The organism is Laribacter hongkongensis DSM 14985 (assembly GCF_000423285.1).
Classification (GTDB): domain Bacteria; phylum Pseudomonadota; class Gammaproteobacteria; order Burkholderiales; family Aquaspirillaceae; genus Laribacter; species Laribacter hongkongensis.
In genome coordinates, this window is record NZ_AUHR01000003.1 from 213,613 (window position 1) to 228,716 (window position 15,104).

Genomic DNA, 15,104 nt, shown 5'->3' on the forward strand with positions numbered 1-15,104 from the left:
GGCGGGGTTTTTTGTTGGAGCATGCCATGGGGCAACTGACGAGCCATGGGTACATGGCCGACCGGCTGGACACAATCATAGCCAGTCTGGATGCCGGATTCCGCGGTATCTACGGCAACGACATCAATACGGATCCGGACAGTCCGGATGGGCAAATGATCGGACTGATAGCCCAGATCAGAGCTGACCTCGAGGAGCTGGGCGAAACCATCTATCGTGCACTTGACCCGGATACGGCCTCCGGTGCCTGGCTTGAACAGCGTGCAGCCTATGCCGCCCTGACACGGCGTGGAGCGCGTTACAGCTACCTGCGCAGCGTGATCCTGACCGGAACGGCGCATGCCATCATCCCGGCTGGCGCCATTGTTTCGGATGGCAACAAGGTGCGCTGGCAGCTGGTCTCCGACGTGACGCTGGGTACTGATGGATCGGTACGAGCCGATTTTCGCAGCGAACTGCTGGGTGCGTTTTCCGTGCCTGCAGATACGCCCCTGACTGTCGAAACCATTACCCTCGGCTGGTCAGGCGCCACTACGTCAGCCTCCGCCGAGGTCGGTGCCGAAGAAGAAACGGATTCTGACCTGCGCGCGCGTTTTTTCCGTACGCGTGCCCGGGCGGCCCAGAACAGCGTGGAAGGAATCGAGTCCACGATCAGTGAGCTGGCTGATGTCCGCCAGGTGATCGTCCTGGAGAACACCGGCAACGATACGGATGCCAATGGTGTACCGGGCCACTCGCTGAACGTGATTGTCGACGGCGGTGATGATGCAGGAATTGCTGCAGCAATCTTCAAACGAAAAACCGGCGGCACCGGACTCATGGGAAATGTTTCCGTTGTCGTGAAGGATGCTCGCGGTCGCAACAGGCTGGTGCGGTTTGATCGGCCAGCCGTTATCGAGTGCTCGGCATACATCGAGATAACCAGGAGGGCAGACTTTACCGCCATTGATGTCGAAGCCATCAAGGCAGCACTGGCATCCGAGTCGTTCGGGATCGGTGAAGATGTATTGCTAACCCGCCTGTACAGCCCGATCAACACCGTCCCGGGGTTCTGGGTCTCGGACCTGCGTATCGGCCGCCGCGGCGGCCAACTGGTCAGGGAGAATATCCAGATTGGCGTGCGCGAACTGGCCAGGTTTGCAGTCACCGATATTCAGGTTGTGCCCAAATGAGCTACGACAAACTGCTGATCTGGCAGTACCAAGGCAAGCCCAGGGCCGCCGCAACAGCACGTCTGATCAATGACCAGTTCGCCAGTACCTGGGCGGGCCTGGCCGCCCTGCCCGATGCCTTGGACATCAATGTGGCCACCGGCGTGAATCTGGACCTGTGCGGCAAGCACGTCGGTCAGTCTCGCGTCCTGCAGGGATTGGCTCCACGTGGACTGTTTGGCTTCAGGGGTGCCTCAGGGGCCAAAGGCTTCAACAAATCGGGCATGGGTGGCGGCAAATGGTATCGCAGCGGAGATCCGACGACTGAGTCCGTCACTCTCGGTGACGACGGCTACCGGTTCCTGATCCGGTGCCGCATAGCCAGAAATTATCAGGTCGGAACCATCGACGATATTTCTGATGCCCTCGAATTCATCTTCGGGAGCGAATCAGCCGTTTTCGATCAGTACGACATGAGCCTGTCTGTACTGGTCAGGTCAGACAACATCAGCGATTTCAAACGATACGCGGTCAAGGAGCTGGACATTCTGCCGCGGCCGAATGGTGTCGGTATCAATTTCTATTTTGCAGTGCCGGTTCAGGCATTCGGTTTCCGTGGTGCGCCTGGGGCACGTGGTTTTAACAAAGGACGATTTGCGAGGTTGCTATGACCATTTATCAACGTCCGGATGAAAAGGTGTTCGCCCAGAATGCCTTGCCCGGCGAGCTTCAGGAATTTCCAGACATTCTCCGTGGATGGGGGGTTACATTTGAGCAAACCGATGGCTTTCCTCCAATGGAGTGGTTCAATGCTCTGGCCAAACGACAGGATGAAGCTATCCGGTACATGATCCAGCAGGGCATATCCGAGTGGTCGGCTAGTGAGCAATATCCAACCGGAGCATACGTAAAACACGGCGCCCGGACATGGCGCTCAAAAACAGCCAATACAAACAAGCAGCCCGATACGAATCCTGAAGACTGGGTTGAATGGGGATTTGATCGTGCAGCATTAGACGGAAAACTCGGCAAATCCGAAACAGCCGCTGACTCGGCAAAGCTCGGCGGGCAGCCACCCGAGCATTACGCCAAAGCATCAGACCTTGCCAAAGCCGGCGGCGACCCGCTGCTGTGGCCGCGCACATCACCTTCCCGCACTCACATTCAAGCCGGCTATGCGCCGCTGGACGGGCAGGAGCTGAGCCGGGCACTGTATCCGGATGCCTGGGCCGCGATCCAGGCCGGAGCCGTGCCTGTCGTGACCGAAGCCGACTGGCAGACCGACCCGCTCAAGCGCGGGGCATTCACGCACGGCGATGGTGTCTCGACTTTCCGCATGCCGGACTGGAACGGCAAGTCGGCAGGATCGAAGGGGGCCCTGTTTGTTCGGGGTGACGGGGCGTTGTCTACTGGAACGCTGGGGCTGATTCAGGGCGATGCGATCAAGAGTCACGCAATTACAATCAGGGGGCCGGGATTTCCTGGCTCAACATCAGCTCCGCCGACGGTAGCTGTTAATAACAATAAAGCTACCGGCTTCCATGCTTCAGAGAACACTACGGGCCTGGTTGATATTATCAACGCCAATGATGGTATGCCGTATGCACGTTATGTTGGCGACAGTGAAACCCGCCCGCTCAACGTCTCTTCGGTCTGGGTCTGTCGTCTTTTCGGTGCCGTGACAAATCCCGGTTCGGCCGATGCCAGCCAGCTTGCGACCGAAGTTGCCCGGCTGTGGGCGCAGCTTGCCAGCAAGCTGGATGTCTCTGCCGCATTCGGTCATGGCCAGGAATGGCGTGATGTATCGTCAGAACGCAGATGCGGGGTGACGTATACAAACACGACCGGGCGAGCCATCCTGGTGCGCATCACGGCGCATGCAGCCATCCAGCCTTTCGTGGATGGCAAGGCCATTGGTGGTGTTGGATATGGGTCGGTCACGATCGTGGACACAATCCCTGTGCCCGCTGGCAAGACCTATTCAAACAATGGTTCGTCATTTCTTACCTGGCAGGAGTGGAGATAACGCCATGCATTATTTCAAGTCAAAAGACGGCAGATACTTCGCCATCAGCGATCTGTCAGAAAAGCCGTTCCTGCCGGCGGGCCTCGTGCCGGTTTCCGAGCAGGATGTCATCGATGCCTGCAGGCCCGACAGCGAAGCCCTGCGCGAGCAACGCCGGGCCGAAATCAACCGTTGGCGGGATGAACAGGAAAACGGCGACATCGAGCATGCCGGCCACCGTTGGGATACCGATGAAGCCTCGCTTCAGCGCATCAATGCGGTGATGCTGGCCGGTGCCAACCCGCTGGGGATCTGGACCTCGGCTGACAACGTGGACGTGCCGATGACCCTGGAGGACATGCAAGGCCTGTTTGCTGCCATCGTGACCCGTGGCAGTGCCATCCACGCCCGCCAGCGCGAGATGAAGCAGGCCATCGAGGGCATGAGCCGTGACGAGCTGGAAGCCTTCCAGCCCGGCTGGCCACCAGAGCTCAGTACCACCGCATGACAGGCCGCTTTAAGCGGCCTTCTTCTTTTCTGCCCGCCTCGTGCGGGCTTTTTCTTTGGGCAAATACATGAAGCAAGAAGCATATGAGGCAACGGCCGCTGCCGTGGCCAGCAAAGCGACTTACGGTGGTGCAGGCGGATCGTTTGCCGGATTCATGCTCAGTAACGAGTTTGTCGCCTTGGTTGGCTTGCTGATAGCGATGGCCGGCTTTTTGGTCAACTGGTACTACCGGGCGGCACAGGACCGGCGTGACCGGATCGAGCACGAAGCACGGCTGCGCCGTGAGGTGGACGCATGCGCACACGACAAATAGCCGCGGCCCTGACGCTGTCAGCCTCGGCGCTGGTCGGGATTGCCCTGCACGAGGGCTACCGTGACACGGCATACATCCCGGTACCGGGTGATGTACCGACCATCGGCTTTGGCACGACCGAAGGCGTGAAGATGGGCGACCGCATCACGCCGGCCAAGGCACTGGCCCGGGCACTGACCGACCTGCAGAAGTTTGAGGGGGCGCTGAAACAATGTGTTCGCGTCCCACTGCACCAGTACGAGTACGACGCCTTTGTCTCGCTGGCTTACAACATCGGCTCGGGGGCGTTTTGCAGCTCAACTCTGGTGCGGAAGCTGAATGCCGGCGATTACGCCGGGGCATGTGCCGAGATTGATCGGTGGATCTATGCGGGAGGGAAACGCCTGCCCGGACTGGTCAAGCGTCGGGCAGAGGAACGGGCCCGGTGTGAAGGGAAAACAGAATGACGACATTACAACGCTGGCTTACCACAGCCCTGCTCTGCCTGGTGCTGCTGGCTGGTGCGTGGTGGCACGGCTGCCGCACTGGTGCTGCGGAAGTACAGGCCGAACGGGATGCCGATCAGGCCCGCATGACGGCACAGCTGCTGGCTCAAGAACAGGCTGCGCGTGCTGCCGAACAGCAACATGCCCAGGCCCTTGCCACCATTGATGCCCAATACCAGGAGAACGAACGCCATGCCCGACTCGAAAACAACCGCCTGCGCACTCAGCTGCGTGCTGGCACTGTGCGCCTGTCAGTCCCCGTCGTTGCCGGTAGCTGCAACCTGCCCGCAGATGACTCCGCCGCCGGCAGCCGTAATACAGCCCCGCGAGCCGAACTTTCGTCAGAGGCTGCTGACGATCTTGTCGCCCTCGCAGACGACGCCGATGCCGTCGTCAGGCAGTTGACGGCGTGTCAGGCGGTAATTGGGGAATATCTGGAATAGCTACTTGGTAGCCGGAGCTCGATCCACTGCCCACTGTTTTTACTGTATTTAATGTCGTCATAGCCCGACACAGTATCACTGGCCTAGCTGCTCAGTGGTGTATAGGAGCTTGCGAGCCGTACATAGTTTTAGCATGCAGTAAAGCCGTATGATCATATATGGAATTAATCTTTTATTTAATTGGGAAGTTTTTAACAGAATTTAAATTCAAATTAAATATTAATTGCATTTGATTTGAGGTTAAATATTTATAATGCCATATCAATATGATGATATATATAAATTGTAGTCTCTATTAATGAATACGGTATGACATTTTTAAAGGAGAATCACGCACACATCATAGAGAGCGTCGCATTGATATGATGTACTTTAATCATCATTAAACAGCACCTCCACGAAATGGCAGGAAACATGAAAATCTCTTCAAAATTAGTGCTGTTGTGCTCGGCAAGCATCATATCCATGTTGCTGACTCTGGCAATAGTCAATCAAACAAGCTCAAAATCACAAAAAAATATTGAGTCAATGTCTATCAATGCCATACCGTCTGTCGAATCAATGGGGAAAATACGTGATCATTTTGCCAGTGCTCGTGCAGGTTCAATTCGACTGGGCATGATGGACTCAATAAATGAGATCGAATCACTAGAGAAAGACTTTGATAAAGATGTTAACCTGCTATTCAAAGAATTGGATTTTTACGAAAAGCAACTGATATATTCAGATGAAGAAAAGAAGCAAACGGAAAAGCTAAGAGTGAATGTTGATGCATTTATTTCTGAGTCAACAATGCTTTTTGCTGAGGCTAAAAAAGGAAATTTGGAGGCAGTGCATGATTTAAGAAAACATTCATCAGGGAAAGCCGCGAATGCCATTGACGCAATCAATAGCAACATTGAAAGTAATCTGAAGATATTGCACGCTGGAAAAGATGAAATCAGTGAGAATGTCTCTACTAGCAGAACTCTTACCAATATTGCTCTGACTATCTCTATTATTCTGCAGATAGCTTTATCCATATGGATATTCAAATCAATCACGAAGTCTATATCTGTCATGAGGAATGATCTGCTTGAGCTTTCTCGCAATCACGACTTCACTCGTCGATTCATAAACAATAATAACGACGAAGTTTCGAATGCATGTGACGCAATGAACTCATTAATGGATTCGGTACAAAAGAGTATTCATGGGATATCTGGCTGCAGCATCATTGTCAATGAGGTAGCAAAAAACATCCTTGATGCTTCTGGTCAAATGGCAACAGCCGCAATGAATGCGGCAGAATCAACATCAAGTGTGTCAGCTGCAGTTGAGCAGTTGACAGTCAGTATTTCGCATGTATCCAGTAGATCTCTTGATGCAAGCAAGGAAAGTGAACTAACTGGTAACGAAGCGGTTGGTGGAGGAAAAGTCATTAATGAAGCTATCGATAATTTCCGTAACACCACAGAAACCGTAGAACGCGCAGCAAGCAAGATAGAAGAACTTAAAGTACAGACCGTATCCATTGGTAGCGTAGTAAACATCATTAAAGAAATTGCAGACCAGACAAACCTGTTGGCATTGAATGCAGCGATTGAAGCAGCAAGAGCCGGAGAATCTGGAAGAGGCTTTGCTGTTGTTGCTGATGAAGTACGTCAACTGGCAGAAAGAACTGCTGCTTCGACAAATGAAATTACATCTACAGTAACAAACATGCAGAATGGAGGTGAAGAGGCCGCATCTTTGATGTCACATGCTGTTAATCAATTGGCGGTAAGCATGGATCATGCTGAGAAAGCGACTGATGCCATGCAAAAAATAATCGACCATGCAAACAATACGGTCACTCAGATATCTGAAATTTCCATAGCCATGCAAGAGCAAACCAATGCAAGCACCATGATTGCACAGCAAATTGAAAGCATTGCTCAAATGGCTGAGGAAGGACATGCAGGCGCGAATCAAATCGCATTTTCAGCAAAAGAGCTGAATAATGCCACAGATAATGTCAATGAGCTTATTGGAAAATTCAAGGTGTAATTTCCGATAGTTTCACAATTGCAATACTGTTTAAATTTTTGGGCATGACCATCATGGTTATGCCCATTTTATTTTTGTTTTCCGAACCAACCCAAACTCGGCAATGGCCGTCGTCCCTATCCCTCATCCAGCATGCTGCGCATCTATTGCCTGCAGCCGTGGTATCCCCATTTCACTGTGTGATCCGCACGCACCGCGCGCAGGAGGTGGATACTTTTACGGAAAACTGACGAAACAATCCCATGTGTTTACACATATCGGGTTATTCCTTCGGTTTGATGTCTCACCCACACCCTCAGAACTAACAGCCGAATACCAGTCCGCCTTGCATGTCTTGCCGTGTCCCGCACAGGGCGTCATGCTCGCGTAGGCAGTATAGAGAACGCGCCAAACAGTTTTAAGCACTTCAAACCAAGCTGCTCCGATGGTAGCAGCTCCACGTCTTCCAGATGGCTCGGCCGAGCAGCACGTGCTTCATTCTCTGCCCTGAAACAGGCTGGATCGCGAGCATACTGCTTGTATACGCATGTTATGCCGGTCTGCGCCTGGATGAGATTGGCGTCTTTTCCGTTGACGATTAGGGTACCGACAGTGCGTCCGTATCGGTCGATAGTGTCTTCGTTGAGAGTGACTGTTTTTCCGTAAACCAGATCGGATAGTGACTGCTTTGACCGTTGCCCAAATGGCTGATCCTTTTCAGGTGCATCGATCTGGGCCAGCCGGACGTTGATCTGCCGATGACCATCAGCAAGGCACGTCACTGTGTCGTCATCTGCGACAACAACAACCTTGTACTGGATCTCTAAAGCAGACGCTCAGTACATAGAGTAAGTAGAGAAGCAAGCAGCGTGGCAGATGATTTCATGCAGAAATCATGCTGGCTACAAGTCATTCCAGCAAGTATTTCTCGTGCACATGACACAAATAAAACAAGGACTTTCATTGCGGAATCCCCTGCAGAAATGATTCCGAAATGATTATGTCAGAATGGATGGCGTGACAGGATGATCAATGGCCATGCAAAATAAAAACCCCGAGCTGTAGCCCGGGGTTTTATCACTAGTGCTTCAGTGTGTTCAGCATGTGCGATTACGCCATATTTACGCCAAACACTATGTAACTAGTTGATTTTAAATCATGTTCTGGTGCCGGTAATAGGAGTCGAACCTACGACCTTCGCATTACGAATGCGCTGCTCTACCAACTGAGCTATACCGGCATTCTGTCAGTTCCATTTAAACTACAAAGCAGAACCAACCGAGTTGCAAACTATAGCGGTTATGTCTTTGTGAGTCAATGCATCCGGACATGGATTCCAGGCATTCTTTGTCCGGATGATGGCCCTTACGCTTTCTGCTCCGGGGTCGCTGACAGTATTGCTTTCAGCAGCTCCCAGAACTGCTGCACGGTGGCGACATCGACGCGCTCATCCGGAGAGTGCGCCCCCCGGATGGTCGGGCCAAACGACAGCATGTCCATGCCAGGATATCTGCTTCCCAGCAAACCGCACTCCAGTCCGGCATGAATCACCTTGACGGCAGCTTCCTGCCCGAATTTGCGGCGATATACCTCCAGTCCGAGCTGCAACAGTGGCGAGGCCGGGTCCGGGGTCCAGCCCGGATAACGGCCGGAAGTTTCAACCTGGCAGCCGGCCAGCCGGCCGATGGCGGCAATCTGGGCTACCAGAGCATCCATGCCGGAATCACGCAGCGAGCGCACCAGCATCAATACGGACAGCTGTTGGCCGGATACCGTCACCACGCCTACGTTATCCGAGGTTTCCACCACACCGCTCACCTGCCGGCTCTGCCGGTTCACCCCGTTGGGAAGAGCATTCAGGATATCGATGACCTGCCGGGTCGATACATCATCCAGTGCATCCTCGCTGGTCGTATGCGTGAATACCAGAGCAATGCCGGTTTCAGCTCCCGCCAGCTCGTCATTCAGTTGCGCTTGCCAGAACTCCAGCCGGTCCAGCACCGCCGGCATGCTTTCCGGAGAGCAGGCGATGCCGGCAAACGCCTCACGCGGCAGGGCATTGCGGAGTGTTCCGCCAGTCATTGATACCAGCCGCAGCGCGGTTACCGACAGCAGATCATCCAGAATGCGCGCCATCAGCTTGTTGGCATTGCCACGCTCCAGATGAATGTCGACGCCCGAGTGTCCTCCTTTGAGGCCGGTCAGGCTGATCGTGCCGCTTGTCCAGCCGGCAGGCAGCATTTCCCGGGCCAACTGCCGGGTCAGGCGCACATCCACGCCGCCAGCGCAGCCGACGTAAAACTCGCCCCAGTCTTCGGTGTCCAGATTCAGCAGCAGACGTCCGGTCAGAATGTCAGCCGACAAACCGTGCGCACCGGTCATGCCAGCTTCTTCATCAATGGTAAACAGTGCCTCGATGGCCGGATGCGCTATGTCATCACTTTCCAGAATGGCCAGCGCTGCAGCCACACCCAGGCCGTTGTCGGCACCCAGCGTGGTTCCGTCAGCCTTGATCCAGCCGTCCTCTTCTGCCTCGATGACCCGGATCGGGTCCCGCTCGAAATCATGGCCCGTGCCGGCATTCTGCTGGGCGACCATGTCCAGGTGTCCTTGCAGGACTACGGTTTCCCGGTTTTCCATGCCCGGCGTAGCCGGTTTGACAATCACCAGATTGCCGACCGTATCGGTGCGCGTTTCCAGTCCGCGGGATTCTGCCCATTCAATCAGGTGTGTCCGCAATGCGGCTTCATGCCCGGAGGGGCGCGGAATATCGCACAGGGTCTGGAAATGCGCCCAAAGTGAGCGCGGTTGCAGGGAGGCAAGGGCCGACATGAACAACTCCTTCGGCGCCAGCCCGCATTGGGCTGGCAGTGACAACAATCAGCGACGCGGCATCCGTGCCAGCCAGGCAGCAAACACGGTGATGCCGATCAAAAACACCAGTGACCAGGCCGGCAACGAAAGGCCAAGCAAGGTCCAGCTTACTTCCGCACATTCACCGCTGCCCTTGAATACCTTGGCCAGCATGTCGGTGAACGGCATGGTTTCCAGCATGTAATCCAGTCCCGGGCCGCATGCCGGTACCTGGTCGGCCGGCAGGTTCTGCAAGCGCACCTGCCAGGCCGCCACTCCGGCGCCGGAAAGCGAAGCCAGACCGGTCAGGCCGGCCATCAGTCCCCTGCCCCCAGCCGAACGCGGTGACAACAGTGCTCCCAGCAGGGCCAGCAGCCCTGTCATGATCACGGCAACACGCTGGAACACGCACAGCGGACACGGCTCCAGATCCATGTAGTACTGGGCAAACAGTGCAAAACCCATGGCGCCGGCGCAGGCCAGTGCAATCAGGAGAAAACCGGTTCGCAGTGAAGGCTGAAACAATGAATGCACCATGAGTCTGTCAAAGAATGAGGTTGGTAAATTAACACATGCTGATGTTTGAGGCAGCCATCATCTGCTCAGTACAGGACGGTCTGAGGATCAAGGCTGCGCCACAAATACCAGGTCGCTACGGTACGCCACGGCGCGAAACGCTCGCCCATGACACGCAATTGGGTCAGGGATGCTTTTTGGTCTTCCAGCGCATAATGCCGGGCCATCGCCCGTTGCAGGCCGATGTCGTCCACAGGCCAGACGTCCGGGCGCAACTGGTTGAATATCAGATACATTTCGGCCGTCCAGCGGCCAATGCCGCGCACGGCCACCAGTTCGGCAATCAGCGCCTCATCGTCCAGTCCGGCATGGGCTGCCGGATTGACCCGGCCATCAGTAAAACACTCGGCCAGATCCCGGGCATACAGCACCTTGCGGGCGGACAGCCCGGCCGACCTCAGTACATCTTCCGGCAAGGCCAGCACCCGTTCCGGAGATGGCTGGCCGGACAAGACCGCGCTCAGGCGTTTCCAGACGGCATCGGCTGCCCGCACCGAAATCTGCTGCCCGACGATGGCCCGCAGCAGGGTTTCAAAAGGCTCTCCCCGCGAGACCAGCTCGGCATCCGGCCAGCTGGCAATCAGGCGCGCCATGACCGGATCGGCGGCAGCCAGCCCGGCACAGGCATCATCCCACCACGCGGGGCGTGCCATCAGGACTGACCGGCAATGGTCATGCGCTCGACCAGCACGGAGCCGGTCCGCTTGCCGCCCCGGACCTGCTGGTCTGTGCCCACAGCGATCATGCCGCGATACAGGTCCTTGAGATTGGCTGCGATCGTGATTTCCTCGACCGGATAGGCAATTTCGCCGTTTTCGATCCAGAAACCGGCCGCACCCCGCGAATAGTCGCCGGTGACGGTATTCACGCCGTGTCCCAGCAGTTCGGTCACCAGGAGCCCGCGCCCGACCATGCGGACCAGCTCGTCAAAGGACTGTCCGGTGCTGGCCAGTGTCAGGTTGTGGCTGCCGCCGGCATTGCCGGTACTGGCCAGTCCCAGTTTGCGGGCGCTGTAGCTCGACAGGAAATACCCCGTGAGCACGCCCTGCTCCACCACGGTACGTGCCCGGGTGGCCACGCCCTCGTTGTCAAACGCGCCCGAAGCCATGCCGCGGAGAATGAACGGATCCTCTTCCAGCGTGATGACCGGGTTGAAAACCTGCGTGCCGGCAGTGTCGACCAGGAAGCTGGCCTTGCGATACAGCGCACCGCCGCTGGCAGCCGAGACGAAATGGTCAATCAGACCGGCAGCCATCATGGGATCAAACAGCACCGGAAACACACCGGTCGGTGCCTGTCGGCCGCCCAGTCGGCGCACGGTCCGTTCACCGGCCATGCGGCCGACTTCCGCAGCCGACAGCAGGTCTTCCGGATGCCGGGCGCTGCTGTACCAGTAATCACGCTGCATGGATTCGCCATCGCTGGCCACGACCGCCGCAGACAATGAATGCCGGGTCGAGGCATAGCCCTGGCAGAATCCCTGGCTGTTGGCGTAGACGAACTGCGACAGGTGGCTGGAAACGCTGCCACCTTCGGAATTGTTGATGCGGGAATCGACCGCACGGGCAGCAGCTTCTGTCTCGCGGGCCAGCTCGATGGCATCGTCCACCGACAGTGCCCACGGGTGGCACAGGTCCAGATCGGGGAAAGACGTGGCCTGCAAGGCCGGATCAGCCAGACCGGCGTCCGGGTCACTGGCCGTATGCCCGGCAATCGCCAGCGCAGCGGCGACGGTGTCGCGCAGGGCATCGTCGCTCAGGTCCGAACTGGCGGCGTGGCCTTTTTTCTGGCCGAGATACACCGTCACGCCCATACCCTTGTCACGGTTGTACTCCAGCGTCTCCACTTCGCCCAGCCTTACGCTGACGTTCTGGCCGACGCCCTCACTGATTTCGGTTTCAGCATGCGTGGCCCCCAGGGCGCGGGCATGTTCAAGTACGCGCCGGGAGAGGTCTGCAAGTTGTGACTGGGAATAAGACAGGCGGGAATCGGTTGGTCGCATGGCGAATCAGGCAGGAGGAGCGCGATGTTGCGCGGATGCCGGAAGTCTAGCACGCCGGCACCCGCCACCATGTCCTCAGCCCACGTGCCGTGCGATCAGGCGCCCGAGCGGGACCAGTTTGCCGTGGAAGAAATGAGTGGTGCCGGGAAACACCACCACAGGTAGCGACTGTGGCCGGGCCCAGTCCAGTACGGTCGAGAGGGCGATCACTTCGTCCTCTTCGCCGTGGATGACCAGTGTATCGGCCGGGACTTCGGCCGGCATGGGGACGGGATAACGGCCAACGGCCGGTCCCATCAGGATCAGGCCATCCGCTTCGGTCTGCTGGCGGGCGTGCGCTGCCACAAATCCGCCGAATGAAAAGCCGGCCAGGATCAGCGGCACGCCGGGAAACTGTGCCTGGGCAAAGCCCGCCACGGCCAGCACGTCGTCCACTTCGCCGTGACCGTAGTCATGCTCGCCATCGCTTTTGCCGACGCCGCGCAGATTGGGGCAGTACGCCACGTAGCCGCGGCTGGCCAGCGCCTTGGCGCAGGTCTGCACCACCTTGTTGCCGTGGGTGCCGCCCTGGGTCGGGTTGGGATGGCAGACCACTGCCACGCCGCGCGGTGGGCCGTCAGGCGAAACCACCAGCGTATCCAGTCCGCCGACCGGGCCGGGAACGGTAATGGAGGGAGGAGACAGCAGCATGGCGGTCAGCCCTGTTCCGGCAGGCGCAGCCGTTCGACCGGGCGGCCATGCACGAGATGTTCATTGATGATTTCGTCGATATCGTCGCGGTCGACGTAGGTGTACCAGGTTTCGTCCGGATACACGACCAGTACCGGACCGTAATCACAGCGGTCGAGGCAGCCGGCTTTTTGCACGCGCACGCCACCGGCGCCTTTCAGGCCCAGTTCGCGGATCCGGTCCTTGGCATAGTCCAGCAGCTCCGAGGCACCCCGGTTGTTGCAGCAGTCCTTGCCGCCCTCACGCTGGTTGGTACAGAAAAATACGTGGTGTTGAAAGTAGCCCATTGCCTGGTTTCCTTGTCTATTCGGCCGCTGCCCAGCCCTGCCCCGGTGCAGCGTTTTCAAAGCGCGAGAACTGGCCCATGAAGGTCAGGCGCACAATGCCGGTCGGCCCGTTACGGTGCTTGCCGATAATGACTTCGGCCAGTCCCTTGTCCGGGGAATCCGGGTTGTAGTACTCGTCGCGGTACATGAAGATGATCAAGTCGGCATCCTGTTCGATGGCGCCGGATTCGCGCAGGTCGGACATCATCGGGCGCTTGTTGGGGCGCTGTTCGACCGAGCGGTTGAGCTGCGACAGGGCGATGACCGGAACGCTGAGTTCCCGCGCCAGGCTTTTGAGCGAGCGCGAGATTTCCGAGATTTCTGCCGTACGGTTCTGCTGGGTGGCATGCGCCGAGCCGCTCATCAGCTGCAAATAGTCGATAACGACCAGACCGAGCTTGCCGCCGTACTGGCGGGCCAGCCGGCGGGTGCGTGCACGCAGTTCCAGCGCGGTCAGGCCCGGCGTTTCATCAATGTGGATCTTGGTTTCGGCCAGCACCCCGACAGCCTTGCCGAACCGGTCCCAGTCGTCGTCGTTGAAGCGGCCGGTCCGCAGCTTGTGCTGGTCCAGGCGGCCGACCGAACCCAGCATACGGGTGGCCAGCTGGGCTGCCGGCATTTCCATGGAAAACACGGCAACCGGCAGGCCGGTATGGATGGCGACGTTTTCGGCCAGGTTCATCGAAAATGCCGTTTTGCCCATCGACGGGCGGCCGGCGACGATGATCAGGTCGCCCGGTTGCAGGCCGGAGGTCTTTTCGTCCAGATCGATAAAGCCGGTGGGTACGCCGGTGACTTCATCCGGATTGTCGCGGCTGTAGAGAAGATCGATCTTGTCCGTCACTTCGGCGAGGATTTCCGGCATGGCCAGAAAGCCCTGTTCGGATTTGGCCGTGCTTTCGGCGATCTTGAACACCTTGCCTTCGGCTTCGTCCAGCAGCTGGGCCGCATCGCGGCCCATGGGATGAAAGGCCGATTCGACGATTTCGGTGCCGACCGTCACCAGTTGCCGCATGACCGAACGTTCGCGCACGATTTCGCCATAGCGGCGGATGTTGGCGGCACTGGGAGTGTTCTGCGCCAGGGTGGCGAGGTAGGCCAGCCCGCCGACTTCGGAGAGTTCGTTGGTGCTTTCCAGCCGTTCGGATACGGTAATCACGTCGGCCGGGCGGCCACCGTCGATCAGCTTGGCAATGGCCCGCCAGATCAGGCGGTGGTCGTAGCGATAGAAATCCCCTTCGCCAATCAGGTCGGCGATCTTTTCCCATGCGTGATTGTCGAGCAGCAAGCCGCCAAGCACCGACTGTTCTGCCTCGGCAGAATGCGGTGGTACCCGCAGCCCGGTCAGGGGCTCGGCATCGGATGGTGCGGGGAGATCATCGTATTCGGACATGGCAGACTTCACTGGCAGCTGGGGCGTGGCGCCCGCTTCGGGGGATGGATTCTAGAACCTCTTGCCGGTCTGGTCACGGGGTTGCCGCTTGAGCCGGCAACTCGTCCCCATGGGCGGTCTGTCTTTTGCTACAATGCGCGCCCTGCCCGTCCTGAAGCATTCTCAACGCATCATGTGATGCGGAAATGCTCCCGTATTTTGCCGGCGTGGTGGAATTGGTATACACAGCAGACTTAAAATCTGCCGCCAACAGGCTTACCGGTTCGAGTCCGGTCGCCGGCACCATCAAACAGTTCGTAGCAGTTCGCATTAG

Annotated in this window: 17 protein-coding genes and 2 tRNA genes; 9 read left to right on the forward strand and 10 right to left on the reverse strand. The window is 57.3% G+C overall.

What is annotated here, in order from left to right; translation table 11 throughout:
* The first annotated feature begins 26 nt into the window (after positions 1–26).
* From G542_RS0104070 to G542_RS0104095, 6 genes are all read left to right on the forward strand, one after another.
* The gene (locus tag G542_RS0104070) at positions 27–1,172 is read left to right on the forward strand and encodes a baseplate J/gp47 family protein (RefSeq protein WP_027823449.1); all 1,146 of its coding nucleotides are present in this window, start codon (positions 27–29) and stop codon (positions 1,170–1,172) included.
* Complete coding sequence (locus tag G542_RS15845) at positions 1,169–1,822, forward strand: baseplate wedge 1 family protein (RefSeq protein ID WP_034984973.1); 654 nt, start codon at positions 1,169–1,171, stop codon at positions 1,820–1,822. The genes G542_RS0104070 and G542_RS15845 overlap by 4 nt, the downstream gene beginning before the upstream one ends.
* Positions 1,819–3,177 carry a phage tail protein gene (locus G542_RS17365; RefSeq protein ID WP_051189896.1) on the forward strand — a complete coding sequence of 453 codons (1,359 nt, stop codon included), beginning with the start codon at positions 1,819–1,821 and terminating at the stop codon, positions 3,175–3,177. The genes G542_RS15845 and G542_RS17365 overlap by 4 nt, the downstream gene beginning before the upstream one ends.
* 4 nt (positions 3,178–3,181) lie before the next feature.
* Positions 3,182–3,664 carry a DUF4376 domain-containing protein gene (locus tag G542_RS15855; RefSeq protein ID WP_051189897.1) on the forward strand — a complete coding sequence of 161 codons (483 nt, stop codon included), beginning with the start codon at positions 3,182–3,184 and terminating at the stop codon, positions 3,662–3,664.
* 67 nt (positions 3,665–3,731) lie between these two features.
* Entirely contained in the window at positions 3,732–3,977 is a 246-nt protein-coding gene (locus G542_RS0104090; protein WP_027823450.1) for a holin, read from the forward strand.
* Positions 3,959–4,423 carry a lysozyme gene (locus tag G542_RS0104095; RefSeq protein ID WP_027823451.1) on the forward strand — a complete coding sequence of 155 codons (465 nt, stop codon included), beginning with the start codon at positions 3,959–3,961 and terminating at the stop codon, positions 4,421–4,423. Before G542_RS0104090 ends, G542_RS0104095 begins: the two co-directional genes overlap by 19 nt.
* 5 nt (positions 4,424–4,428) lie before the next feature.
* Here G542_RS0104095 and G542_RS19160 read toward each other — a convergent pair whose 3' ends face one another.
* The gene (locus tag G542_RS19160; protein WP_244878681.1) at positions 4,429–4,656 is read right to left on the reverse strand and encodes a hypothetical protein; all 228 of its coding nucleotides are present in this window, start codon (positions 4,654–4,656) and stop codon (positions 4,429–4,431) included.
* On the opposite strand from G542_RS19160, the gene G542_RS15860 reads away from it, so the two are divergent.
* Both G542_RS15860 and G542_RS17845 read left to right on the forward strand, forming a co-directional pair.
* Complete coding sequence (locus tag G542_RS15860; protein WP_244878679.1) at positions 4,549–4,905, forward strand: lysis system i-spanin subunit Rz; 357 nt, start codon at positions 4,549–4,551, stop codon at positions 4,903–4,905. The two genes, G542_RS19160 and G542_RS15860, sit on opposite strands and share 108 nt — an antisense overlap.
* A gap of 414 nt (positions 4,906–5,319) precedes the next feature.
* Entirely contained in the window at positions 5,320–6,933 is a 1,614-nt protein-coding gene (locus G542_RS17845) for a methyl-accepting chemotaxis protein (protein WP_162142329.1), read from the forward strand.
* A 356-nt stretch (positions 6,934–7,289) separates the two neighbouring features.
* On the opposite strand, the gene G542_RS17850 is transcribed toward G542_RS17845, so the two are convergent.
* The 9 genes from G542_RS17850 to dnaB all read right to left on the reverse strand — a co-directional run bounded on the left by G542_RS17850 (position 7,290) and on the right by dnaB (position 14,791).
* Positions 7,290–7,694 (reverse strand): thermonuclease family protein, encoded by a 405-nt coding sequence (locus G542_RS17850; protein WP_162142330.1) that lies wholly within the window; start codon positions 7,692–7,694, stop codon positions 7,290–7,292.
* 382 nt (positions 7,695–8,076) lie between these two features.
* A tRNA-Thr gene (locus G542_RS0104125) sits at positions 8,077–8,152 on the reverse strand.
* A gap of 125 nt (positions 8,153–8,277) precedes the next feature.
* Positions 8,278–9,744: an aminoacyl-histidine dipeptidase gene (locus tag G542_RS0104130; RefSeq protein ID WP_027823453.1), complete on the reverse strand. Its 1,467-nt coding sequence runs from the start codon at positions 9,742–9,744 to the stop codon at positions 8,278–8,280.
* A 48-nt stretch (positions 9,745–9,792) separates the two neighbouring features.
* A complete protein-coding gene (locus tag G542_RS0104135) occupies positions 9,793–10,299 on the reverse strand; it encodes a disulfide bond formation protein B (RefSeq protein WP_373276932.1) in 507 nt (168 codons plus the stop codon).
* 68 nt (positions 10,300–10,367) lie between these two features.
* Positions 10,368–10,994 carry a DNA-3-methyladenine glycosylase family protein gene (locus G542_RS0104140; protein ID WP_027823455.1) on the reverse strand — a complete coding sequence of 209 codons (627 nt, stop codon included), beginning with the start codon at positions 10,992–10,994 and terminating at the stop codon, positions 10,368–10,370.
* Positions 10,994–12,343, reverse strand: coding sequence for a metalloprotease PmbA (pmbA, locus tag G542_RS0104145; RefSeq protein WP_034984975.1), 1,350 nt, complete (start codon positions 12,341–12,343; stop codon positions 10,994–10,996). The genes G542_RS0104140 and pmbA overlap by 1 nt, the downstream gene beginning before the upstream one ends.
* A gap of 75 nt (positions 12,344–12,418) precedes the next feature.
* The gene (locus G542_RS0104150) at positions 12,419–13,033 is read right to left on the reverse strand and encodes an alpha/beta hydrolase (RefSeq protein ID WP_027823457.1); all 615 of its coding nucleotides are present in this window, start codon (positions 13,031–13,033) and stop codon (positions 12,419–12,421) included.
* 5 nt (positions 13,034–13,038) lie between these two features.
* Positions 13,039–13,359 (reverse strand): (2Fe-2S) ferredoxin domain-containing protein, encoded by a 321-nt coding sequence (locus G542_RS0104155; RefSeq protein WP_012697210.1) that lies wholly within the window; start codon positions 13,357–13,359, stop codon positions 13,039–13,041.
* Between the two features lie 16 nt (positions 13,360–13,375).
* Positions 13,376–14,791 (reverse strand): replicative DNA helicase, encoded by a 1,416-nt coding sequence (gene dnaB / locus G542_RS0104160; RefSeq protein ID WP_012697209.1) that lies wholly within the window; start codon positions 14,789–14,791, stop codon positions 13,376–13,378.
* Positions 14,792–14,991: 200 nt separating this feature from the next.
* Here dnaB and G542_RS0104165 point away from each other — a divergent pair.
* Positions 14,992–15,076 (forward strand) — tRNA-Leu (locus tag G542_RS0104165).
* Positions 15,077–15,104: the final 28 nt, after the last annotated feature.

Excerpts from the sequence above, each read along its gene's own strand:
- G542_RS0104130 (WP_027823453.1), bottom strand. The coding sequence starts at position 9,744 with ATGTCGGCCCTTGCCTCCCTGCAACCGCGCTCACTTTGGGCGCATTTC.
- G542_RS0104090 (WP_027823450.1), top strand. The coding sequence starts at position 3,732 with ATGAAGCAAGAAGCATATGAGGCAACGGCCGCTGCCGTGGCCAGCAAA.
- G542_RS19160 (WP_244878681.1), bottom strand. The coding sequence starts at position 4,656 with ATGGCGTTCGTTCTCCTGGTATTGGGCATCAATGGTGGCAAGGGCCTG.
- G542_RS15845 (WP_034984973.1), top strand. The coding sequence starts at position 1,169 with ATGAGCTACGACAAACTGCTGATCTGGCAGTACCAAGGCAAGCCCAGG.
- G542_RS0104155 (WP_012697210.1), bottom strand. The coding sequence starts at position 13,359 with ATGGGCTACTTTCAACACCACGTATTTTTCTGTACCAACCAGCGTGAG.
- G542_RS17365 (WP_051189896.1), top strand. The coding sequence starts at position 1,819 with ATGACCATTTATCAACGTCCGGATGAAAAGGTGTTCGCCCAGAATGCC.
- G542_RS0104070 (WP_027823449.1), top strand. The coding sequence starts at position 27 with ATGGGGCAACTGACGAGCCATGGGTACATGGCCGACCGGCTGGACACA.
- pmbA (WP_034984975.1), bottom strand. The coding sequence starts at position 12,343 with ATGCGACCAACCGATTCCCGCCTGTCTTATTCCCAGTCACAACTTGCA.
- G542_RS15855 (WP_051189897.1), top strand. The coding sequence starts at position 3,182 with ATGCATTATTTCAAGTCAAAAGACGGCAGATACTTCGCCATCAGCGAT.
- G542_RS0104150 (WP_027823457.1), bottom strand. The coding sequence starts at position 13,033 with ATGCTGCTGTCTCCTCCCTCCATTACCGTTCCCGGCCCGGTCGGCGGA.
- G542_RS15860 (WP_244878679.1), top strand. The coding sequence starts at position 4,549 with ATGACGGCACAGCTGCTGGCTCAAGAACAGGCTGCGCGTGCTGCCGAA.
- G542_RS0104095 (WP_027823451.1), top strand. The coding sequence starts at position 3,959 with ATGCGCACACGACAAATAGCCGCGGCCCTGACGCTGTCAGCCTCGGCG.
- G542_RS0104140 (WP_027823455.1), bottom strand. The coding sequence starts at position 10,994 with ATGGCACGCCCCGCGTGGTGGGATGATGCCTGTGCCGGGCTGGCTGCC.
- dnaB (WP_012697209.1), bottom strand. The coding sequence starts at position 14,791 with ATGTCCGAATACGATGATCTCCCCGCACCATCCGATGCCGAGCCCCTG.
- G542_RS17845 (WP_162142329.1), top strand. The coding sequence starts at position 5,320 with ATGAAAATCTCTTCAAAATTAGTGCTGTTGTGCTCGGCAAGCATCATA.